The organism is Lysinibacillus sp. FJAT-14745, assembly GCF_001275675.1.
GTDB lineage: Bacteria > Bacillota > Bacilli > Bacillales_A > Planococcaceae > Lysinibacillus.
This window is the reverse complement of record NZ_LITM01000002.1, coordinates 316,301-339,037: the sequence shown is the minus strand read 5'-3', so window position 1 is coordinate 339,037 and position 22,737 is coordinate 316,301. Positions and strand designations below refer to the sequence as shown.

Annotated in this window: 19 protein-coding genes; 17 read left to right on the top strand and 2 right to left on the bottom strand. The window is 37.5% G+C overall.

Annotated elements, in window-relative coordinates:
- The first annotated feature begins 314 nt into the window (after positions 1-314).
- On the top strand, positions 315-2,276 hold the full coding sequence (locus AMS59_RS03115; protein WP_053482297.1) for a methyl-accepting chemotaxis protein: 1,962 nt from the start codon (positions 315-317) through the stop codon (positions 2,274-2,276).
- 659 nt (positions 2,277-2,935) lie between these two features.
- The gene (locus tag AMS59_RS03110) at positions 2,936-4,888 is read left to right on the top strand and encodes a methyl-accepting chemotaxis protein (protein ID WP_053482296.1); all 1,953 of its coding nucleotides are present in this window, start codon (positions 2,936-2,938) and stop codon (positions 4,886-4,888) included.
- A 57-nt stretch (positions 4,889-4,945) separates the two neighbouring features.
- Here AMS59_RS03110 and AMS59_RS03105 read toward each other — a convergent pair whose 3' ends face one another.
- Positions 4,946-6,340 carry a sodium:alanine symporter family protein gene (locus AMS59_RS03105; protein WP_053482295.1) on the bottom strand — a complete coding sequence of 465 codons (1,395 nt, stop codon included), beginning with the start codon at positions 6,338-6,340 and terminating at the stop codon, positions 4,946-4,948.
- Positions 6,341-6,657: 317 nt separating this feature from the next.
- On the opposite strand from AMS59_RS03105, the gene AMS59_RS03100 reads away from it, so the two are divergent.
- The 15 genes from AMS59_RS03100 to AMS59_RS03025 all read left to right on the top strand — a co-directional run bounded on the left by AMS59_RS03100 (position 6,658) and on the right by AMS59_RS03025 (position 21,748).
- Positions 6,658-7,356, top strand: a complete 699-nt coding sequence (locus AMS59_RS03100; protein WP_053482294.1) for an aspartate/glutamate racemase family protein — start codon at positions 6,658-6,660, stop codon at positions 7,354-7,356.
- A 1-nt stretch (position 7,357) separates the two neighbouring features.
- The gene (locus AMS59_RS03095; protein ID WP_053482293.1) at positions 7,358-8,401 is read left to right on the top strand and encodes a P1 family peptidase; all 1,044 of its coding nucleotides are present in this window, start codon (positions 7,358-7,360) and stop codon (positions 8,399-8,401) included.
- 239 nt (positions 8,402-8,640) lie between these two features.
- Positions 8,641-9,369, top strand: coding sequence for a hypothetical protein (locus tag AMS59_RS03085; protein ID WP_053482291.1), 729 nt, complete (start codon positions 8,641-8,643; stop codon positions 9,367-9,369).
- Positions 9,370-9,903: 534 nt separating this feature from the next.
- On the top strand, positions 9,904-10,596 hold the full coding sequence (locus tag AMS59_RS03080; RefSeq protein WP_082337364.1) for a M15 family metallopeptidase: 693 nt from the start codon (positions 9,904-9,906) through the stop codon (positions 10,594-10,596).
- Positions 10,593-11,387 (top strand): M55 family metallopeptidase, encoded by a 795-nt coding sequence (locus tag AMS59_RS03075; protein WP_053482290.1) that lies wholly within the window; start codon positions 10,593-10,595, stop codon positions 11,385-11,387. The genes AMS59_RS03080 and AMS59_RS03075 overlap by 4 nt, the downstream gene beginning before the upstream one ends.
- A 23-nt stretch (positions 11,388-11,410) precedes the next feature.
- A complete protein-coding gene (locus AMS59_RS03070; RefSeq protein WP_053482289.1) occupies positions 11,411-12,475 on the top strand; it encodes a dipeptide epimerase in 1,065 nt (354 codons plus the stop codon).
- Between the two features lie 177 nt (positions 12,476-12,652).
- Positions 12,653-14,476: a peptide ABC transporter substrate-binding protein gene (locus tag AMS59_RS03065; protein WP_053482288.1), complete on the top strand. Its 1,824-nt coding sequence runs from the start codon at positions 12,653-12,655 to the stop codon at positions 14,474-14,476.
- A gap of 197 nt (positions 14,477-14,673) precedes the next feature.
- Positions 14,674-15,618, top strand: a complete 945-nt coding sequence (locus tag AMS59_RS03060) for an ABC transporter permease (protein ID WP_053482287.1) — start codon at positions 14,674-14,676, stop codon at positions 15,616-15,618.
- Positions 15,618-16,592 (top strand): ABC transporter permease, encoded by a 975-nt coding sequence (locus AMS59_RS03055; RefSeq protein WP_053482286.1) that lies wholly within the window; start codon positions 15,618-15,620, stop codon positions 16,590-16,592. Before AMS59_RS03060 ends, AMS59_RS03055 begins: the two co-directional genes overlap by 1 nt.
- 15 nt (positions 16,593-16,607) lie before the next feature.
- Positions 16,608-17,663 carry an ABC transporter ATP-binding protein gene (locus AMS59_RS03050; protein WP_304438245.1) on the top strand — a complete coding sequence of 352 codons (1,056 nt, stop codon included), beginning with the start codon at positions 16,608-16,610 and terminating at the stop codon, positions 17,661-17,663.
- A complete protein-coding gene (locus AMS59_RS03045; protein WP_053482284.1) occupies positions 17,653-18,600 on the top strand; it encodes an ATP-binding cassette domain-containing protein in 948 nt (315 codons plus the stop codon). Before AMS59_RS03050 ends, AMS59_RS03045 begins: the two co-directional genes overlap by 11 nt.
- On the top strand, positions 18,597-19,529 hold the full coding sequence (locus AMS59_RS03040) for an LD-carboxypeptidase (protein ID WP_053482283.1): 933 nt from the start codon (positions 18,597-18,599) through the stop codon (positions 19,527-19,529). The genes AMS59_RS03045 and AMS59_RS03040 overlap by 4 nt, the downstream gene beginning before the upstream one ends.
- Before the next feature lie 9 nt (positions 19,530-19,538).
- Positions 19,539-20,324, top strand: coding sequence for a serine hydrolase (locus AMS59_RS03035; protein ID WP_053482282.1), 786 nt, complete (start codon positions 19,539-19,541; stop codon positions 20,322-20,324).
- Positions 20,321-21,136 carry an SH3 domain-containing C40 family peptidase gene (locus AMS59_RS03030; RefSeq protein ID WP_053482281.1) on the top strand — a complete coding sequence of 272 codons (816 nt, stop codon included), beginning with the start codon at positions 20,321-20,323 and terminating at the stop codon, positions 21,134-21,136. Before AMS59_RS03035 ends, AMS59_RS03030 begins: the two co-directional genes overlap by 4 nt.
- A gap of 129 nt (positions 21,137-21,265) precedes the next feature.
- Positions 21,266-21,748 (top strand): hypothetical protein, encoded by a 483-nt coding sequence (locus tag AMS59_RS03025; RefSeq protein WP_053482280.1) that lies wholly within the window; start codon positions 21,266-21,268, stop codon positions 21,746-21,748.
- 50 nt (positions 21,749-21,798) lie between these two features.
- On the opposite strand, the gene AMS59_RS03020 is transcribed toward AMS59_RS03025, so the two are convergent.
- Positions 21,799-22,524, bottom strand: a complete 726-nt coding sequence (locus AMS59_RS03020; protein WP_234007666.1) for a glucosaminidase domain-containing protein — start codon at positions 22,522-22,524, stop codon at positions 21,799-21,801.
- Positions 22,525-22,737: the final 213 nt, after the last annotated feature.

The following is a 22,737-nucleotide window of genomic DNA, read 5'->3' as shown; positions in this document are numbered from 1 at the left end:
TTTGTGTACGACAGCTATGAACATATTTAAAGTGAGATTCTAGGATTAATTGAATGATGAAGAAGTGCAATATAAAATAATTTATGTTGGTTAATCAAAAAAATGAAAAAAAAGGGTTTGAATTTATGAGTTTCGTCCGATAAAAGCCTAGGGTGAAATTTCATCGATAGAAGAAGGGTAGGTTGTAAACCGTAGATAGAAGCGGCATTCTTTTTGAGTCTAAATCATCGAGTATAGTGCCAGTAAAAGGAAACACAAAATTATACAAAAACACACATCTTAAGAAATAATGAAGACAGAAGGAGAATAGTTGCATGAAAAAATTATTTGGGAGCTTTAAGGGTAAACTCTACACATTGTTTGCTCTTATCTTGCTAGTTCCAGTTATTACTGTTGGGAGTTTTTCATATCTTTCGGCAAAAGATTCGATAAAAGAAGAAATATTATTTAGTGCAAATGAAAGTGTAAATATTTTAAATAAAGTAATTGATGAAACCATTAGTTCTAAAATAAATGACATTAATGTTTTTAGCGAGGAAATAAATTCTTCTAAGTATAAACAGAATGGAGCCGCAATATTAACAAATTTCCAACAATATATGAAGATGAATCAAGATGCTTTAAGTGTTTATCTTGGAACAAATGAGGGAGCATTATTTCTAGAACCTAAATTGGATGTTAAGGATTACAATGTTTTAGAAAGAGATTGGTATAAAGAGGCTACGGCTTTAAAGGGAGAAATTTTAATAACGAATCCTTATATTGATGCATTTACTGGAGAAATGGTTGTAACAATTGCCCGTCAGTTAAAGGACAAATCTGGGGTAGTAGCAGTTGATTTAAAATTGGCAGACCTTCAAAAAACCGCAAGCTCAATTAAAATCGGAAAAAATGGATATCCTTCTATTTTTGATGAAAATAAAATGGTCATTTCACATCCTACTTTAAAAGCAGGTGGGGAATTAAAAGAGAGCTTCGCAGATAAGATGTATGAAAGTAAATCTGGAACGTATGATTATGTCTTTGACGGTGATGATCGAATTTTGTTCTTTACAACGAATGAATTAACGAATTGGAAAATTACTGGTACTATTTATTCCAAGGAAATTGATAAATCGGCAGCATCCATTTTAAAACATACGTTACTCGTGTTAGTTATTGCGATTGTCATAAGTACGATTGTGTTCTATTTTGTCATGAAGGGAATTATAAAACCAATTAGATCGCTCAAAGATAGTGCAGTAACCATTAGTAAAGGTGATTTAACAGAGAAAGTGATAATTACTTCTCAAGACGAGATTGGACAGCTAGGGCAAGCCTTTAACGATATGCAAGACAGTTTAAGGACTCTTATCCAAAAAATTGAACAAAATGCCGAGGAGGTAGCATCGTCGGCAGAGGAACTAACAGCCAATGCCACTCAAACGAGCGTTGCTACAGAAAAGGTGGCCATTTCGATTCAAGATGTTGCGACGAGTGCTGACACGCAAACGACAAGTGCTAATAAGAATGCAGAGTCGTTACAGGAACTTTCTAAGGTCATTCTTCATATTGCAGAGATTTCTTCTACTGTGACAGATCTTTCGCAGCATGCAACGCTACAGGCAGATGAAGGTGGAAAAGCAGTACAAAATACAAAAGATCAAATGCAATCTATCCATTTATCGGTAACAGATTCAAACACGAAAATTCAAACACTACATGAACGCTCTAAGCAAATTACATCCATTTTAGATGTCATTACAAGCATTGCAGATCAAACGAACTTACTGGCTCTCAATGCAGCGATTGAGGCAGCACGAGCAGGAGAGCATGGAAAAGGCTTTGCAGTTGTTGCTGATGAAGTAAGAAAGCTGGCGGAGCAATCGCAGGAATCTGCAAAGCAAATTTTTGAACTAATCCATGGCATTCAGTTAGAAACAGAACAATCTGTAAATATCATGGCAAAAGTTACAGAGGATGTTCAAAATGGACTACATGTATCGGATGAAGCCATTACGAAATTCCAAGTCATTAAGACAAGCATGGATAAAATTACTCCTAGAATGGAAGAGGTATCTTCTGCATCTGAACAAATGTCAGCAAGTGTACAAGAAGTGACAGCTGTGACAGAGGATTTGGCATTCTCTGCACAAGGAAATTCAGCTGCTTCAGAGGACGTAGCGGCATCTACAGAGGAACAATTAGCTTCAATGGAAGAAATTAATGCTTCAGCACAAGCTCTAGCACATATGGCGGATGAGTTAAAACAGCTAATAAGTCAATTTAAATATTAATAGAAAGACATACAAAAAAACAAGGCTGGGACATAACTAGCTGATAGTAAAGAAAAAGAGAAATCGAAAAGTATATCGATTTCTCTTTTTTCTTGTTTGACCAAGTCATTCTATTTTCTTTACCTTATTTCTCTGTTAATAACGGCAGTGTATTTTCAAATATTTACTGCTATCAATGCAAAGCCCATTTCGTTTTTGATTTTCCACGGACAGAAAATCGACTGAAACGCAAATCAGCCTTCAAGAATCCAAAAACAGGCTCTACATCGATTTATCGTTGTCCGATCGATGGCATGGTTTTTCTTCTGAAAGCTTATATTCCTTTTGTTCTTTCCACTTTTATGTTCTCTATGCGACAGCAATAATCATATCTAAAGTAAAATTCTATGTTTAGTTGAATGATGGAAAAATGCGAAATAGAAGAATTTAAGCTAGCTAAATCAAAAAAATGAAAAAAGGGGTTTGAATTTATGTATTTCGTCCGATAAAAGCCTAGGGTGAAATTTCATCGATAAAAGAAGGGTAGGCTGTGAACAGTAGAGGAAAGCGGCATTCTTTTTGAGTCTAAATCATTGAGTATAGTGCCATTAAAAGAAAACACGAAATTATACAAAAATACACATCTTAAGAACGAATGAAGACAAAAGGAGAACTGTTGCATGAAGAAATTATTTGGAAGCTTTAAGGGCAAGCTTTACACTTTATTTGCTCTTATCTTGCTAGTTCCAGTTATTACTGTTGGGAGTTTTTCGTATCTTTCGGCTAAAAATTCGATAAAAGAAGAAATATTATTTAGTGCAAATGAAAGTGTAACTATGTTAAATACGGTTATTGATAAAACCATTAGTGAAAAAATAAACGATATTAATGTTTTTGGCGAGGAAATAAATTCTTCTGAGTATAAACAGAAGGGAGCCACAATATTAACGAATTTTCAACAATATATGAAGATGCATCCAGAGGTTTTATGTGTTTATCTTGGAACAAATGATGGAGCATTTATTCAAGAACCAAAAACGGATATGGGGGATTATAATCCTTTGGAAAGGGATTGGTTTAAAGAGGCCAAGGCATTAAAAGGCGAAACTTTAATAACGAATCCTTATATTGATGCAGGAACTGGAGATATGGTTGTTACAGTTGCCCGTCAAATTAAGGACCAATCTGGGGTAGTAGCAATAGATATAAAATTGGCAGACCTCCAAAAAACCGCAAGCTCAATTAGAATCGGGAAAAATGGATATTCTTCTATTTTTGATGAAAATAAACTGGTTATTTCACATCCTACTTTAGAAGCAGGTAGCGAATTAACAGAGAGCTTCGCAGATAAGATGTATGAAAGTAAATCTGGCACGTATGAAGACAGTGATGACCGTATTATGTTCTTTACTACAAATGAATTAACGAATTGGAAAATTTCCGGCACAATTTTTTCGAAGGAAATTGATAAATCGGCATCATCCATTTTAAAACATACGTTACTTGTGTTAGTTATTGCGATTGTCATAAGTACGATTGTGTTCTATTTTGTCATGAAGGGAATTATAAAACCAATTAGATCGCTTAAGGATAGTGCGGTGACCATTAGTAAAGGTGATTTAACAGAGAAAGTGATAATTACTTCTCAAGATGAGATTGGACAGCTAGGGCAAGCCTTTAACGATATGCAAGACAGTTTAAGGACTCTTATTCAAAAAATTGAACAAAATGCCGAGGAGGTAGCATCGTCTGCAGAGGAGCTAACAGCCAATGCTAACCAAACGAGCATTGCTACAGAAAAAGTGGCCATTTCGATTCAAGATGTTGCTACGAGTGCAGACACGCAAACGACGAGTGCCAATAAGAATGCAGAATCGTTACATGAACTTTCTAAGGCCATTCTGCATATTGCGGACATCTCTTCTACTGTGACAGATCTTTCGCAGCACGCAACGCTACAAGCAGATGAAGGTGGACAGGCAGTTCAGGATACAAAAGATCAAATGCAATCTATCCATTTATCGGTAACAGATTCAAACACGAAAATTCAAACACTACATGAACGCTCTAAGCAAATTACATCCATTTTAGATGTCATTACAAGCATTGCAGATCAAACGAACTTACTTGCTCTGAATGCAGCCATTGAGGCAGCACGAGCAGGGGAGCACGGAAAAGGCTTTGCAGTTGTTGCTGATGAAGTAAGAAAGCTGGCGGAGCAATCGCAGGAATCTGCAAAGCAAATTTTCGAGCTAATCCATGGTATTCAATTAGAAACAGAACAATCCGTAAATATCATGGCAAAAGTTACAGAGGATGTTCAAAATGGACTACATGTATCGGATGAAGCCATTACGAAATTCCAAGTCATTAAGACAAGCATGGATAAAATTACTCCTAAAATGGAAGAGGTATCTTCTGCATCTGAAGAAATGTCAGCGAGCGTACAAGAGGTGGCAGCTATTACAGAAGATTTAGCGTTCTCAGCACAAGGAAATGCAGCTGCTTCAGAGGACGTAGCGGCATCTACAGAGGAACAATTAGCTTCAATGGAAGAAATTAATGCTTCAGCACAAGCTCTAGCACATATGGCGGATGAGTTAAAACAGCTAATAAGTCAATTTAAATATTAAAAGAATCAAACAGCACAAAAAACGCCATTCCTCTTTTGAGGATGGCGTTTTTGTATATTATCGATCTTCTTCCCAACAATCAGTATTTTTTAATGTTGGAATTGATTTTGCATAAAAGACGGGATTTTTACCGGCTTTTCGTTGCATTGTAAAGTCATCTAATACAAGGAAGGCTATTTTGCCAAGTAACATGATGATGGCAATATTTATTAAAGCCATTAGTCCCATGAACAAGTCTGCTAAGTTCCAAACAAGCTCTACTTGCGCAAGAGAACCAAACATAACCATACCAAGCACTAAAATACGGTAGACAAACATCCAGCCTTTATGAGCATTTATAAACTCAATATTAGATTCACCGTAATAGTAATTTCCGACAATCGAACTAAATGCAAAGAAAATAATAGCAATAGCGATAAAGTAAGGAGCCCAATCACCTACGTGTACAGCTAAAGAATTTTGTGTAAGAATAATTCCATTACTTTCACCTGTATTATATAGACCCGCTAAAATAATGATGAACGCTGTTGCTGAACAAATCATGATCGTATCAAAAAAGACTCCTAAGCTTTGCACAAGTCCTTGCTTAGCAGGGTGTGAAGTATTGGCAGTAGCTGCGGCGTTAGGCACACTACCCATCCCAGCCTCATTAGAAAATAAGCCACGTCGAACACCTTGACTAATTGCAGCACCAATCGCACCACCTGCAGCTTCCTGAAGACCAAACGCTTGAGTGAAAATCAGCTCGAAAACAGCAGGAATTTCAGATAGGTTCGTCACGACAACGTAAAACGCGACAGCTAAATAGAAAATAGCCATTACTGGTACAAGTACTTGTGTAACTTTTACAATTCTATGTACGCCACCAAAAATAATCAAAGCCGTTAACATAACGAGAATAATTCCAATAACTGCAGGTTTTAAATCAAATGCTGCACCTACAGAAGTAGCAATCGTATTAGATTGTACAGCGTTAAAAATAAAGCCAAAACATAATGTTAAAAGAATACTAAAAATGATTCCTAATTTTCGTTGACCTAACGCTTTTTCCATATAATAGGCTGGTCCACCACGAAACGTATTGCCATCCTTGACCTTGTACACCTGTGCAAGTGTACTTTCAATAAAGGCTGTCGCCATTCCTAATATGGCAATAATCCACATCCAAAATACAGCTCCTGGCCCACCTACTCCGATTGCTAATGCCACACCTGTAATATTTCCAGTACCTACACGCGATGCCGCGCTTATCGTAAAGGCTTGGAACGGGGAAACACCTGACTCCCCTTCTCTTTTTTCAACTATTAAACGAAACATTTCAGGAAAAAGTCGAATTTGTACAAACTTTGTGCCAAATGAAAAATATAATCCTGCAATCAATAACAATGCAATAAGCATTTTTGACCATAAAATATCATTAAGGTTACCTACGATATTCGATATCCATTCCATCATCTTTCCTCCTTTCACAATACGTTTTAGTCTACACTTTTTTTTTATAAAAAATCAACTATTAGAAAATAAAAATTATTAAAAAATAGGTTTTGTTTGCTTATTCTTTATTTTCTGAAAGTTTTTTACTATTATAATGGCTATTTTAGGATATTATAAACATTTATTTTGAAATAATTAACAATTTAAAATTTACTATTTTTAAATGTTTGTTAGTATCAATCTAATAAATTCCTCTATCAAATATAAGGGGAGTTATATTTTGAAAATTCTCTTATTTAAGGTAAATTAATAATAGAATTAAAGGAGGAGATTTTATGGATACGATTGGTATGATTGGTGGAATGAGTTGGGAGTCTTCTGGTGAGTATTACCGTCTTATGAATGAGGAGGTAAAACGACAATTAGGAGGCTTGCATTCGGCAAAATGTATTTTATATAGTGTAGATTTTCAAGAGATCGAGCATTATCAGGCCAGGGGAGATTGGGAGAAGGCTGGGCAAGTACTGGGAGAAGCAGCACGATCTCTAGAAGGTGCAGGGGCAAATTTTATTGTCATTTGTACCAATACGATGCATAAGGTTATTGATTTCATTCAGGAGAAGATTTCAATCCCGATTTTACATATCGCAGATGCGACAGCCAATCAAATAGAAAAGGCTGGTTTACAAAAAATTGCCCTTCTTGGGACAAAGTATACGATGGAGCAAGATTTCTATAGAGCTAGAGTAGAGGGATTTGGCATCGAAGTGCTTGTTCCGCTTGCTGAGGAGCGTGCAGAAGTAAATCGGATCATCTATGAAGAATTATGTTTAGGTCAAATTGAACCAACATCAAAGGAATATTATTTACAGGTGATTGAGGGCCTTGTGAAATTAGGAGCACAAGGAATTATTTTAGGCTGCACAGAGATTGGATTACTCATTAAGCAGGAAGATGTTAACGTACCTGTTTTTGATACAACTGTTATACATGCACAGGCTGCTGTAAATAGGGCGATTCGTGAGGGGGAATAATATGCCGAGGAAAGTACGGGAAATGGGGATTATAATTGGAAACTTATCAACTGGTGAGAAAAATTGTATTACCGATGTAATCGGAGTGCGGGTAGGTCATGTAACACTTGATGAAAAGATTAATGAAGAAGGAGCTTATGCATGTACAGGAGTAACAGCGATTTTACCGCATGAGGGCAATTTGTTTCAGCAAAAGGTTACTGCAGCGAGCTATGTCCTAAATGGCTTTGGTAAAACAACAGGGCTTGTGCAGGTGAATGAGCTTGGCGTTATTGAATCACCCATTATGTTAACGAATACATTTGGCATTCCAGCAGTAACTCAAGGAACGCTACTATATATGCTCGATACAAATAGTGAAATTGGTCAATCGACAGGAACTATCAACATCGTTGTTGGGGAATGTAATGATAGCTATTTAAATTCTATTCGAGAATGCCCTATCACACCCGAGCATGCTGTGAAAGCGATTCGCAAGGCATCAAATGACACTGCAGAGGAAGGGGCGGTTGGAGCAGGGAAAGGAATGATGTGCTTTGGCTACAAAGGTGGAATTGGCTCATCTTCCCGAATTGTGACGCATGAATCAACGAATTACACGGTAGGATGTATGGTCCTTAGTAATTTTGGGCATAGCTCAGAGTTTTTAGCACATCGATATCTTGTTTCAAAAGAACAACATGAATCGACATTATCTCCAACAGATGGCTCCATTATCATCGTACTTGCCACAGATGCTCCACTTAGTAGTCGTCAACTGACTCGTGTCATTAAACGGTGTGGTATCGGACTGGGACGTACAGGCAGTCATTTTTCACATGGCAGCGGAGATATAGTTATTGGCTTTACAACAGCCCACCATATCGCTCATCTATCAGATCAGCTTGTCGAAACACGGACACAACTACGTGAGGATCATCCTATCATGAATCAATTATTTGCAGCTGCTGCAGAAGCAACAGAGGAAGCCATTTTAAATTCACTTTCGCAGGCACAGACTACAGTTGGTCGAAATGGACATAAAGTGGAAGCTTATCAATTTTAAATGGAGATGGGAAAATATCATTACACATAAATCATTAGATGAAATTGTAGAGTATGTTAATTTTAGCCCTTTACTACCGAATGATAAACAAATGCAAAATATCTATAATTTTTCATTGCGCCCGGAAACAAAAGATAATCGTAGTTCGATTTACTTCTATGCAAAACTTCAGAATGGAATTATTCGAGTAAAACAATTTTTCTATGATTGGGCTTTCCCTTATTTATGCAGATACAAATTTGGTTAAACAAGGGAATCCTTTCGTAATAAATAATAGAGTCGGCTTTATTGGCATAGATTATAAAAATAATAAGGCTTTAAGCTATTCTGTAGGATTTACAACTGTGGAGATATCTGTTTTTGAAGGTGATGCCACTGATGATGAGTTAATAGAATATCTTGCGAATTTATTGGTAATAAACTTGGATTTGTCAAAAAAGTCATTTGCTACTGTAAGTTACACAGCTAGACATGATCAAGGAAAATGGGGCGAAGATGAAGTAACGAGAGTAAAATGGTTTGACCCAGAAACAATTAATTTGGATAATACTTTCTCAGAGACATTATTAGATTATAAGCTGGATTCGGTTGGGATTGGTAAAGAAACGAATGAAGTTCAATTACTATATCGACAAAATGAAAACCTGACAGATGGGTGCTGGATTTCAATAGCCCCACATACTTTAGAACAAGATTTACCAAAAACTTTAGGGAGAAATATTGGAACTCGTCAAAAATGGAGATTTAGATTATTGAAAATTCCATATGAAAATAGAAAAATTGAAGTTTATTATGGAATTCAAGAAACAAAATATCCAGCAAGATGGTTCTGGTTTAGCTTCAATAATAAAATTATTCAATGTCATATTCGTTCTTCCGTAAATGAAACCTCATCTTTAGTGCGTGAAATATTAATAAAAATATTATTTACTTGGCAATTGGACTGTATCCAACTTCGAAATAATTAGAAGAGTTTTACCTCCGTTTTGATTAATATCAAAATGGAGGTTTTTTTGTAACCAATTAAATTTGATTCTATTAACTAAGGCTCATCACCGAAAGTAGTAGATGCATTTGTTAAAACGTATGCATATTAGTTGATTTCCGTTCCGACTAGACGCCCCCAAGAAAGCGCCCAATCGGAACGGAAATCAACCACACATTATGGCGAAGAGCTCTAACTAGGAAATCTTTGAAGATGCTTATTCGTCATGTTTTATCATCTTTCAGTAATCTTCTACCCCCTCCGTGAATAAAATTTCTAAATAGGTGAAGAAACATTGTTTTTCGACAGCTTGCCTCAATCATTTGGCGTATCTTGATTGAAAAGAAGAAAATAGCCATTATTATGTCATATTTCTTTTTTTATCTAGTCAATAAATATAAGGTATGATACATTCAATGAAAACTGAATTATCCGAAAATTTTATCGAAACTTGAAATTGGAGGTGTGTACTATACATGACGCCGTTTTTCAACCCATTGAGGTAAATAAAACTTCAATGAGGGACTCAACGCCAACAATTCGTGAAAATGGCGAGCCATTCATTCAAATCGGGGAAGAACATTCGAGGATTTTTATTAACCCAATTTACTATCAACAAAAAATACCAAACAGTTTACAAGCAATTTATTTACGTCAGAGTGTGTATGAGCGATTAACACAAGCGCTGTTATTATTGTCTAAAAATTATAGCCTTATCATATATGATGGCTATCGTCCGTTCCAAGTACAGCAATTTTTGTTTACGAGTTTTTCAAAGCAAATCGCACAGCGTTTTCCACATTTGACTGAGCAAGAGGTTGTAAGAGAAACGCGAAAGTACGTTGCGTTTCCTAGCATTGGTCATGCTCATTTTGCCCCTCATTTAACAGGTGGAGCGATTGATGTGACGCTAGGAGATTTAGATGGCAATGCTTTAAATTTAGGTACAGCATTTGATGAAATCAGTGAAAAGTCTGCGACACGCTATTTTGAGCAACATCCAGAGGAAGATTGGGAAGCCTGTGTTCATCGACGACTTCTGTATAACTGTATGACAATGGTTGGCTTTACGAATTATTCAGAGGAATGGTGGCATTACGATTTTAATAATGTTTCATGGGCAAGACGTGTAGGTGCGCAAGAAGCTAGTTATGGGGCAGTGGAAGCAATTATCCAAGACAATAAAGTAAAGGAGTTTCGATTTCTATGAAGGTCTATATTAGTGCAGATATTGAAGGGATTACTGGCACAACAGTTTGGAGTGAGACGGAGCTAAACGCGCCAGATTATCAGTTTTTCCAAAAGCAAATGACAAAGGAAGTAGAAGCCGCAATTGAGGGGGCTATTCTTGGTGGGGCGACCGAAATTTTATTAAAGGATGCTCATGATTCAGCACGTAATCTTGATATATCTAATTTGCCAGTAAACTGCAAGGTCATTCGAGGTTGGACGTATGACCCGATGTGTATGGTTGCGGGGCTTGATAAGAGCTTTGATCGCGCCGTTTTTATTGGCTATCACAGTAAAGGTGGAAGTGCAAGAAATCCTTTAGCACATACGCTTTGTGTTTTTGCTGATGTGAAAATTAATGGTGAGTATGCGAGTGAATTTTTGATTAATACGTACGCGGCTGCTTTACATGGTGTACCGGTGTCATTTGTAAGTGGGGACGTGGGGTTAACAGAAGAAATTCTCTCTATTAATGACAACATTATCACCTTTGCTACAAAAGAAGGGATAGGAAATGCGACTATTAGTGTGAGTCCACAGCTGACAATTATGGAAACGAAACGACTTGTTGAGGACTCAATGAAGGTGTCGCGTGAAGATTTACAAGTGACATTGCCTGAGCGCTTCGTGGTAGAAATCATTTATCGGGATCATACTCGTGCATATCGAAATTCATTCTATCCGAACGCTACGTTCAAACCACATAATACAGTGGAATTCGTAACGGAGGATTTTTATGAGGTGCTTCGAATTTTACAGTTCTTAACATAAGTAACGAAAAGGTAGGTGAATGGATGAAAATTAAAAATATTGTCGTAGGAAAGGTGGAGGCACCGCTTATAACACCATTTAAAACAGCATTGAGAACAGTGCATAGCATTCACAATATTGCCGTCTATGTCCATGCTGATAATGGGCAAATAGGCATCGGTGAAGCGGCACCGACTGCAGCCATTACTGGTGAAACACTAGGGTCAATTTCGCACGCTATCGAAGAGTATATAAAGCCAGCTATTATCGGGATGGATATAGAAGAATTGACAGAAATCATGGAGCGAATTGACAGCAGTATTTATCAAAACACTAGTGCAAAAGCTGCGGTAGATATGGCGATTTATGATTTATTTGCGAAACACTATCAAACACCTCTGTATAAATTATTAGGGGGCTATCGGAAAGAATTAATAACAGATATTACGATAAGTGTAAATGATTCTGAAGAAATGGTGAAGGATAGTATAGCCGCCGTACAGCGAGGTTTTCAAATTTTAAAAATCAAAGTCGGGAAAGATCCAGCAGGCGATGTAAAGCGAGTTATTGCTATTCGTGATGCAGTTGGACACGCCATAACATTACGAGTTGACGCGAATCAGGGTTGGACACCGAAGCAGGCTGTACAAATTATTGGTGCACTGGAAGATGCAGGTGCGAATGTTGAATTGGTGGAGCAGCCTGTTCATTGCCATGATTTAGTAGGAATGCAATTCGTGACGGCAAATACATTGACAAATATTTTGGCAGATGAAGGTGTTTTCTCTGCAAAAGATGCCTATACAATTATTGAAAAGCGAGCTGCAGATTTGATTAATATTAAGCTCATGAAAACAGGAGGCATTTATCAAGCGCAGAAAATTTGTCACATTGCGGAGGCGAACGACATACGATGCATGATTGGTTGTATGTTAGAGACAAAAATTAGCGTTAGTGCCGCTGCACATTTTGCCGCATCTCAGAAAAATATCACGATGGTAGATTTAGACGGACCAAGTTTATGTTTGAAAGATCCTATTGCAGGTGGTCCAATATTTGAAAATGATCGAATTAGGATGACGGATGCAGTTGGAATAGGATTTTCATAATAAAGTGCAGCTTCAATCAGTGAGGGGGGCGTCAACCCTACTGACTGTAAATAGAACCAATCGGGCTTTATGGATAGTTGATCTCCCACTGTTATTTTTTACTTCTCTAACATCTTGAAGTGGGATTTGTACTGTCACTTTATGTAGATAAATAAGATTACTAGGGGGATGTTTATTATGAAAAGGTATTGGTTGCTTTTCGTGTGTCTTATTGTAATGCTTTGTGCAGCTTGTAGTGATGATTCTTCAAGTGAAAAGAAATCAGAGTATCGCGTTGTTTATTCAGGGGAAATAAAAACGTTAAATTACTTAAAGACCTCCGAAACCAATGAGTTTGCTGTGGCAGCGAACTTGATTGATGGATTAATTGAGTATGATAAGTATGGTGTTGTACAACCAAGCTTAGCCAAAGAATGGTCATCAAATGACGATGCTACAGTTTGGACGTTCAAGCTACGTGACGATGCAAAATGGGTCACTCATGACGGGAAAGAGTATGCAGATGTGGTTGCTCAAGATTTTGTAGATGGCTTACATTATGTACTTGATGCAAAAAATGAATCATCAACAGCTTGGATTGCTACGGTCGTAAAAAATGGGGAAGCCTTCTATAACGGTGATATGACAGATTTTACGAAGGTTGGCATAAAGGCAGTAGATAAACATACAGTAGAATATACTTTAGAAAAGCCAACACCTTATTTCCTTTCTATGTTGAATTATGTCTGTTTCTTCCCGGTTAATGGTAAGTTTATAGCAGAAAAAGGAGATAGTTTTGGTACAACTCGTGAAAATTTCCTTTATAACGGATCTTATATTTTAGACAAATTTGAACCGCAAAATGAGCGAGTACTTGTGAAAAATGATACGTATTGGGATAAAGATCATGTTCTGATTGATCGTATTCGCTATAAATACAATAAAGAAGCGGCTACAGTTGAACCAGAATTATTTTTACGAGGAGAAGTGGATTCAGCTAGTATACCAACTTCTATAATTGATGAGTGGTTTAAAGATGAGAAGAAAAAATCACAAATTCGTCAAACACAAAATAACTTCTATACGTATTTCTATGCATTAAACTTTAACCCGCAATTTGATGCAGAATACGAGCCTGAAAATTGGAAGAAAGCGGTCAATAATAAAGATTTCCGAAAATCTCTATTCCATGCACTCGACCGTGAATCTGCAATGCTAACTTTAGAACCTTATAATCCAAAAGATTTGCTTAGCAACACAATTACTCCTAAAAACTTTGTCAATGTGGCGGGGGTTGACTATACACAGTTAGCACCATTAGCTGATATTTCAAAGAACGACTCCTTCAATAAGGAGAAGGCATTGGAATACAAGGAAAAAGCGAAAAAAGCGCTAGAAGGAAAAGTAACTTTCCCAGTAAAAGTGTTAATGCCTTATAACTCCGGTGGTCCAGACTGGGCAAATCGTTCACAAGTGGTTGAACAGCAGATTGAAAAATTATTAGGTACTGATTATGTAGATATTATCATAGAGGCCGGCCCATCAACAGGCTTTTTATCAGAGGTTCGTAAACCTGGTAAATTTGCATTACTCGAAGCAAACTGGGGTCCAGACTATGCCGATCCATCAACGTATACGGATCCATTTACTGCAGACGGTACTTATAATAAACCAGAGCTAGCTGAAGGCTATACAGAAGCAAACGGAAAATCAAAATATCAAAACTTAGTGGACGAAGCAAAAGCGACAATCGATACAGCAAAACGTTATGAACTATTTGCCAAAGCGGAAGCCTTCTTAATTGATGAGGCATTTGTTATCCCTTATTCAGTAGGGGGTAGCGGCTATGTTGCTTCTAAATTAAATCCATTTGAAGCTCAATATTCTCCATTCGGTGTGACTTCCGAGAAATTTAAAGGTCAGCGAGTTTTAGAAAAACCGATGAGTAATGAGGAATTTAAAGAAGCTTTAGCGAAATGGGAGCAAGAACGTGCGGATGCGTTAGCTAAAGTGTCAAAATGATTGAAAATTCAATCTTTTTCAACTTATTCCCATGATTGTTAGTTGCAGCAATCGGACTTTAGGGTAGTTAATGCTGAAAAAAATATAATTGCTCCATTCAAGATAAATGTTCAAAAGCAATGAGTATTGATGAAGGAGATACCGAAATAAAAAAGTCGGCATCTCCTTCAGTCTTTCTGAAGAAGGAGGATGAAATGATGCTGTGGTATATAGGTAAACGGTTATTACAATCAGTTTTAACACTATTTATTATTATTACGATTGTTTTTTCATTACTACGTTTAATGCCGGAAGAAGGTTATTTAGGAGCAGCAGCGAATAAAATGTCACCTGCACAACAAGAAGTATATTTAACGAATTTAGGTTTACGTGACCCGATACTTGTACAGTTGGGGAATTTTTACGCTAAGCTGTTTCATGGTGATTTAGGTAAATCCGTTACATATCGGACAGATGTACCAGTCGTTACGATTATTGCAGATAAGATCATGTATTCCTTACTATTTGGTTTAGGTGCGGTTGCACTATCTCTTCTAATTGGAGTTCCGCTCGGCATATTGATGGCCCAGATGAAGGGACGCTGGCTGGACCGCTTAGGGACTGGCTATATTGTCATTATCGTTGCAGTGCCAGCCGCCGTCTATTATTTAGTCATTCAAATGTATATTACAGAAATTTTCCATTTACCAATGCTTTTTGATGAGTATAGGCCAATTACGTGGATTTTACCACTGACTTCAATGGCGTTAGCACCGACTGCCTCCTATGCTATGTGGATGCGGCGTTATATGGTGGATGAATTAAACAAGGATTATATTAAGCTAGCGAGAGCAAAAGGAGTTAAAGAGCGTGCATTAATGTTTAAACATGTACTACGAAACGCTTTTATTCCAATGGCACAGTATTTACCAGCAACTATTCTTTTTACCATTACAGGTTCCATCTACATTGAATCCTTATATTCCATTCCTGGTATGGGGGGCTTACTCGTAGATGCTATACAGCGACAGGATAATACGATTGTACAAGGCTTAGTGCTGGTGTTCTCGTCACTTGGAATTATCGGACTCATTTTAGGTGATATTACAATGGCCCTTGTTGATCCGCGCATTAAATTGGGGAAAGGGGAGAGTGTACGTTAATGGGAATGTATTCAGAAGAAATAAACAATATCTCAAACAAATCACGTGAAACATTGTTCGAGTTTGCAGAAGTAGATGAACGTCAAGCTGAAGAAACTGCCTATTCTAATTATTCTTATTGGCGTTCCACATGGAAATCCTTTTTGAAAAATCGCATCGCTGTCTTTTTATTAGTTGGCGTGTTTATAATCGTAGGTTTCACCATTTTACAGCCGTATTTACCAACGCAAAAATCACCGACTGAAATATATTTAGATGACCAGACAGGCCTCCAAGCACGTAATATTGCACCAAATGCTGAATTTTGGTTTGGGACAAATTCCATTGGGCAGGATTTATGGTCACGTATTTGGGCAGGGACGAGAACCTCGTTATTTATTGGCTGTGTCGTTGCTTTAGTAGAGGCTATCGTTGGTATTACAGTCGGTACACTTTGGGGCTTTTCGCGTAAATTAGAGTTGCCCATCACACAGCTTTACAACGTCGTTGATAACATACCGACGACTATCGTACTTATTTTAATGTCCTATATTTTGCGACCAAGTATTTCTACGATCATTATTGCCATGTGTATTACCGGCTGGGTGGAAATGGCGAGATTTATACGCAATCAAATTGTGATTTTGCGTGATCGAGAGTATAACTTAGCTTCAAAATGTTTAGGAACCCCCGATTATCGAATCATTTTAAAAAATCTTTTACCTTATCTCATTTCGGTCATTATGTTACGAATGAGCCTAGCCATCCCATTTGCAATAGGCTCAGAAGTCTTTTTAACATATATCGGATTAGGACTACCGATTAGTGAGCCGTCTTTAGGAAATTTAATCAATGAAGGACGAGTACTCATGATGTCTCCAGAATTAAGATATCAGCTCATTTTTCCAAGTGTTGTATTAAGTATCATTACGATTGCATTTTATATTATAGGAAATTCATTTGCAGATGCAGCAGATCCGAAAAATCACGTATAAAGGGGGATGATGGAAGTGACACAAACTCAATCACCTATTTTAACCATCCAAAACCTTGTCATTAAATTTACACTTCGTGGCAGAGTGCTAACGGCCATTCGTAATATTTCCCTTGATTTATACAAAGGTGAAAATCTTGCGATCGTTGGCGAATCAGGTTCAGGAAAATCCGTTCTTATGAAATCAATCATGGGCTTGCTCGATAAAAATGGCTACATTGATCAGGGGCAGATCCTCTACAATACTCAGGATTTAGCGCAGTTTAGAACCGAGCGGGAGTGGCTAAGCATTCGGGGAAAAGAAGTGGCAATGGTTACACAGGATCCTATGACATCATTAAATCCACTGAAAACGATTGGTAAGCAAATCGAGGAATGTGTTCATTTACATCAAGACTTAAAGGGGAAAGTCGCATACGAAGAAACATTAAAATTGTTAAAAGATGTTGGCATTCACGATGTGGAAAAGCGCTATAAGCAATATCCTCACGAATTTTCCGGTGGCATGCGTCAACGAATCGTCATCGCAATTGCGCTAGCATGTAAACCAAAAATTTTAATTTGTGATGAGCCAACAACTGCATTAGACGTAACAATCCAAGCACAAATTTTGCAGCTTTTAAAAAATCTTCAACAAAAATATGGACTAACGACCGTTTATATAACGCATGATTTAGGCGTTGTCGCGAAGGTTGCTGACCGTATTGCCGTTATGTATGCAGGTGATGTCATCGAAATAGGAAAGACGCATGAAATTTTCTTTAATGGCAAGCATCCCTATACATGGGCGCTCATTTCTTCATTACCGCAACTAGGCTCAAAAGGGGAGCAGCTTTATTCCATCAAGGGTACTCCACCAAATCTTTTTCAAGAAATTAAGGGAGATGCCTTTGCACCTCGCAATCAATATGCGTTAAAGATCGATTTTGTGGAACGTCCTCCATTTTTTCAGGTCAGTGACACACATTATGCTCGTACATGGCTATTAGATCCACTTGCGCCGAAAGTAGAGCCTCCTGAAGCGCTACAAGCCTTTTTCGCGGAAGGGAGACGATACGCGCATGAGTCATAAAGAAGTAGTAGTTGAGGTGAAAAATTTAAAGGTTGTTTTTGGGAAGGGCAAAAATAAATTTATAGCGATTGATGATGTCAGCTTCGATATTTTTAAAGGTGAAACATTTGGTTTAGTAGGTGAATCAGGCTCTGGGAAAACAACAATCGGCCGAGCTATTATGCGTATCAATGAAGTCACTGAAGGACAAATACTGTATCACGGTAAGAAACTAAATGGCAAAATATCGAAAGAGTGGGATCGAGAAATTACACAGAAAATCCAAATGATTTTTCAAGATCCTATGGCATCTCTAAATGAACGTGCAAAGGTTGACTATATTATTTCAGAGGGACTTATTAATACAAAAAACTTCAAAAATGAGGCTGATCGTCAACAGAAAGTACGCAATGCATTGTTAAATGTAGGATTATTACCGGAGTTTTCTAGTCGCTTCCCGCATGAATTTTCAGGAGGGCAGCGTCAGCGTATCGGCATTGCACGTGCACTAGTAATGGAGCCAGAGTTTATTATTGCGGACGAACCAATTTCGGCATTAGACGTATCCATTCGTGCTCAAGTATTAAATTTACTAGCAAACCTACAGCAGCAAAATGATTTAACCTATTTATTCATTGCTCATGACTTATCTGTAGTCCGCTTTATTACGGACCGAACGGCTGTAATTTATAAAGGTAAAATTGTTGAGCTAGCGGAGACAGAAAAGCTGTTTGCTAATCCCCTGCATCCTTATACAAGGGCATTGTTATCGGCAGTACCGGAGCCAAATCCTTATAAGGAGCGTGATAAAGTCGTAGAAATCTATGATCCATCACAGCATAACTATGACATTCAGCCACCGTCATTTATTGAAATAGAAGAAGGTCATTTTGTCTTGGCTAATGAAGAGGAATTGGAAAGATACCGAACTTCACTAAAAATGGAGGTAAGCAAATGATTCGTCCAAAGGCATTGAAAAAAGGTGACACAATTGGTTTGATAAGTGCTTCGGGTGCAACCCCACCTGAAAAATTTCTTCCTGCCGTTCAAAGTATTGAAAAGCTAGGTTTTAAAGTTGTCGCTGGGGAAACATGTCGAGCAAGGCACGGCTACTTAGCAGGCTCTGATGAACTAAGAGCCTCTGAGGTTAATCAAATGTTTAGCGACTCTAACATTGACGGCATTTTCTGTCTACGTGGAGGTTACGGAGCGACAAAAATTTTATCGCTTCTAGATTTCGCTACGATAAAAGCCAACCCAAAAGTATTTGCTGGTTATAGCGATGTAACGGCATTACATATCGCTTTTAACCAACAATGTGGCTTTGTTACGTATCATACACCAATGCCCTCTACAGAATTTATTCGACCAGAGATGGATCAATATACATGGAATTCTTTTATCGAAAGTGTGACAGCAACAGAACGTACGGGCTACTGTCTTGAAAATCCACCTGGACGTACAATGACAACGCTTGCAGCTGGCAAAGCGACAGGGCAGCTTATTGGTGGGAACTTAACATTAGTTACCGCATCTCTTGGGACACCTTATGAAATTGATACAAAGGGTAAAATCCTATTTTTAGAAGATGTAGACGAGAGTGAGCAACGTGTTGATCGGATGCTTACGCAACTAAAATTGGCAGGCAAACTAGATGAGGTGGCAGGTATCCTATTAGGAGCTTGGACAAATTGCGGCCCTGAAGATCCAAAACATCCAGAACACAGCCTATCACTACAAACCATTTTTCAAGAAATTTTAGGTCCACTCAATATACCTATCATTAAGGACATTACTTGTGGCCACTGTTTACCAACGCTGTCCCTGCCATTAGGTCGAACTATTACAATGGACACGGAGAATCAGTTGATAAAAGTCATAGAGTAGGTGTGAAATATGAAGCAAACGATTACACAGATTCTTCAAATAGCTCCCTATAAAGTGCATATGTTTGTGAAAGATTGTAAGACTGAACATTTTTTCATGAATGAAAAGCTAGAAGACACGTTTTCTAGTGCTAGTTTGATTAAGGTGCCTATACTGCTTGCTGTTCTGAATTATGTAGAAAGCAACAACCTATCATTAGAACAAGAGATTAAGATAACACCAGAAGAATGGGTGGATTTTAGTGTTATTAGTGAGCAGCGCCTAGAGCAAAGTACCATTTACGAGCTTTTAGTATGGATGATTATTACGAGTGATAATACAGCAACAAATGTACTAATCGATTTTCTAGGAATGGATGCGCTCAATCAATATTTTCGTGAAATTGGGCTACTACAAACTACAATTCAACGTAAGATGATGGATATCGAGAGGCTTGCAAAAGGCTTTGATAATACTACGTCAGCACGTGATATGGCACTGCTATTTTCACGAATTTATCGTAGGGACTTGTTATCATTAGCATTTAGTGAACTAACGCTAGAAATTTTATGCCGCCAACGAGTACACGAATCACTGAAGCGTTATTTAGTAGATGATGTGAAACTTGCTCATAAAACAGGTGGTCTTGATACGGTAGATCATGATGTTGGGATTGTGTACAGTAGCTCTGGGGATTATCTCATTGGCGTTTTCATCACTGAAGTTACTAATAATGATCATGCAAGGCAGCTAATTGGTCGTCTTTCCAAAGTTGTTTACGATTACTTGGTGAAGCGGAAGGAGATGATAGAATGAATGCCATTGTGACGTCAATGATTGCCAATTTACATGCAAAGCCAGATGAATCCTCAGAATTAGTGGATGAGGTATTATACGGAATGACGGTTCAAATCATAGAAGACATAGATGAGAGCTGGGTACGTATACAAACCGCATATCGCTATGAAGGTTATTGCCAGAAGGATAACTTACTAGTGGGTGAAGCCAAAACGGATGCCTGGCTACAAGAAGTAAACCATTTTATTAACCAAAGCTTCGCTGATGTTTTGCAGCAGCCTCGCATTCAGAGTACGAAAATGATGACGCTCGTTAAAGGTTCAATCATCTGTTCGATTGCTATTGACGAGCTAGATCCTGAATGGGCAGCAGTGCAATTAGTAACGGAGGAGATCGGTTACGTACGTAGGCAATGGCTACAAGAAAAAATTCCAGAAAATAGCTTATCTGAGCAACAATTACGAGAAAATGTTGTCCAAACAGCGCTTAGCTATTTAGCGACACCCTATCGCTGGGGAGGAAAATCGCCGCTAGGTATTGATTGCTCAGGTCTATGTTCTATGGCATATATGCTAAATGGGGTAAATATTTATCGCGATGCCAAAATCGTTGAAGGTTTTCCTATTAAAGAAATATCTCTAGAGCACATACAAAAGGGAGACTTATTATACTTCCCAGGACATATTGCTTTATATATAGGAGATAACTTTTATGTACATTCTTCGCTTGGCGGGAACGAGGTTAATATAAACAGTCTGGACGAACAGCATCAGCAATATCGAAAAGATTTGGCAACATCTATTACCGCTGTTGCTAGCTTATTTAAATAAAAAGTTTAGAGAAGCTTGACGTGGCTTCTCTTTTTCAATTTTTGAGACGAATCGGAAAATTATTGATTGAGATAACCTATTTACATTATGCTATAATGCAATCAAAATTAGAGGATTGGGGGATATGAATTGAATCTAGAGTTAAAAGAGTTGTTACGTTCCGTTTTAAAAGAAGAATTAATACCAGTGCATAAGCGACTTGACGGAATTGACCAACGTTTTGAGACTATTGATCAAAGATTTGATGGAATTGAACTACGCTTAGATAAAATTGAAAATGATGTGCATGAACTTAAGAGTGATGTACACATACTTAAGGATGATGTGCATGAACTTAAGAGCGGTGTACACATACTTAAGGATGATGTGCATGAACTTAAGAGTGATGTACACATACTTAAGGATGATGTGCATGAACTTAAAAGTGATGTACAAGTACTTAAGAGTGATGTGTATGAACTTAAAATTGGACAAGCAGAGCTTCAGAAAAATATTATCGAAAATTTAGGTGAGTTTACTGAAAAAATTGCTCAGCAGGTAGAAGGTAGAACGTACGTTTTGAATAAACGAGTCTTTGACTTAGAAACTGTGATTTACAGATTAATAAGTTAGTAGAAGATAAAAATCTCCATGTCAATAATTGTACATGGAGATTTTTTACATTAATATTTATAAATATTTAATTGTTGGCCGGCTTCAACTCTATCAGATCGAAGCTGATTCCATTGTTTAATGGACGTAACTTTAACATTATGAGCCTCTGCAATATGTATAAGAGAGTCACCATCAGCTACGGTAATTGTTTTTTTATCTTTGACAGGACTGTCATACTGTTGTAAATCATACTTTGCTATCAGTGTATTAAGCTTTTCATTGTATTGTGAATCTGTTGCATAGGAGCCTGTTAAAAACTTCGTCGCATCTGTATAGGACTTTGTATTGCTTTTAAAAACTCCTGCATAGAAATTTTTGTTCCAGGAAACCCCGTTACGCATTAATTTTACATAATCTCGTATGGAAGCCTCATAGGTAGGATATTTGCGAAATTCAGCCATCACCCTAGTCATATTACCCGAACCATCATCTTCAGATGTTTCCAATGTGACGGAGTTATTTTGGTAACTACCTTTCATCCCAAATAAATTGTTATTTGGAGCAGATCCAAGGCCACTTTGCCCATGCTCACTTTCTAAAACGGCTTGCGCAATAATAATCGATGCATACAAGTCATTGTCAGCACCTTGTTTCCGAGCAATTTCAGCAATAGAGCCAATAAACTCTTCTACACTAGGGCTATTATCGACAACTACAGGCTCTTTTGTTTCATTAGTATTGAAAAACTGCGTCACCATAAAAAACGAAATACAGATAACAATAACAGTAATCATAAGACCTTTTAAAAAATTTACGAAGTATTTCATTGTTCATTGATGTTGGTAGATTACCACATCTTCCTCCTTTCTTTTCAATAACGAAGTTCATATATTTCTAATTATACAGAGTCATAAATAGAAATAAAGTAGTGCAGGTGTGTTGATTAACCATTTTTATACATCCAAAGAGGCTGATTTCCGCTACGGGCTACTCGCTTTGTTGCTGAC

Bases quoted from the DNA above. Each gene is read 5' to 3' on its own strand.
- AMS59_RS03055 (WP_053482286.1), top strand. From the start codon at position 15,618: ATGGGAATGTATTCAGAAGAAATAAACAATATCTCAAACAAATCACGT.
- AMS59_RS03030 (WP_053482281.1), top strand. From the start codon at position 20,321: ATGAATGCCATTGTGACGTCAATGATTGCCAATTTACATGCAAAGCCA.
- AMS59_RS03115 (WP_053482297.1), top strand. From the start codon at position 315: ATGAAAAAATTATTTGGGAGCTTTAAGGGTAAACTCTACACATTGTTT.
- AMS59_RS03080 (WP_082337364.1), top strand. From the start codon at position 9,904: ATGAGGGACTCAACGCCAACAATTCGTGAAAATGGCGAGCCATTCATT.
- AMS59_RS03065 (WP_053482288.1), top strand. From the start codon at position 12,653: ATGAAAAGGTATTGGTTGCTTTTCGTGTGTCTTATTGTAATGCTTTGT.
- AMS59_RS03095 (WP_053482293.1), top strand. From the start codon at position 7,358: ATGCCGAGGAAAGTACGGGAAATGGGGATTATAATTGGAAACTTATCA.
- AMS59_RS03020 (WP_234007666.1), bottom strand. From the start codon at position 22,524: ATGATTACTGTTATTGTTATCTGTATTTCGTTTTTTATGGTGACGCAG.
- AMS59_RS03105 (WP_053482295.1), bottom strand. From the start codon at position 6,340: ATGGAATGGATATCGAATATCGTAGGTAACCTTAATGATATTTTATGG.
- AMS59_RS03070 (WP_053482289.1), top strand. From the start codon at position 11,411: ATGAAAATTAAAAATATTGTCGTAGGAAAGGTGGAGGCACCGCTTATA.
- AMS59_RS03060 (WP_053482287.1), top strand. From the start codon at position 14,674: ATGCTGTGGTATATAGGTAAACGGTTATTACAATCAGTTTTAACACTA.
- AMS59_RS03100 (WP_053482294.1), top strand. From the start codon at position 6,658: ATGGATACGATTGGTATGATTGGTGGAATGAGTTGGGAGTCTTCTGGT.
- AMS59_RS03075 (WP_053482290.1), top strand. From the start codon at position 10,593: ATGAAGGTCTATATTAGTGCAGATATTGAAGGGATTACTGGCACAACA.
- AMS59_RS03110 (WP_053482296.1), top strand. From the start codon at position 2,936: ATGAAGAAATTATTTGGAAGCTTTAAGGGCAAGCTTTACACTTTATTT.
- AMS59_RS03045 (WP_053482284.1), top strand. From the start codon at position 17,653: ATGAGTCATAAAGAAGTAGTAGTTGAGGTGAAAAATTTAAAGGTTGTT.
- AMS59_RS03035 (WP_053482282.1), top strand. From the start codon at position 19,539: ATGAAGCAAACGATTACACAGATTCTTCAAATAGCTCCCTATAAAGTG.
- AMS59_RS03040 (WP_053482283.1), top strand. From the start codon at position 18,597: ATGATTCGTCCAAAGGCATTGAAAAAAGGTGACACAATTGGTTTGATA.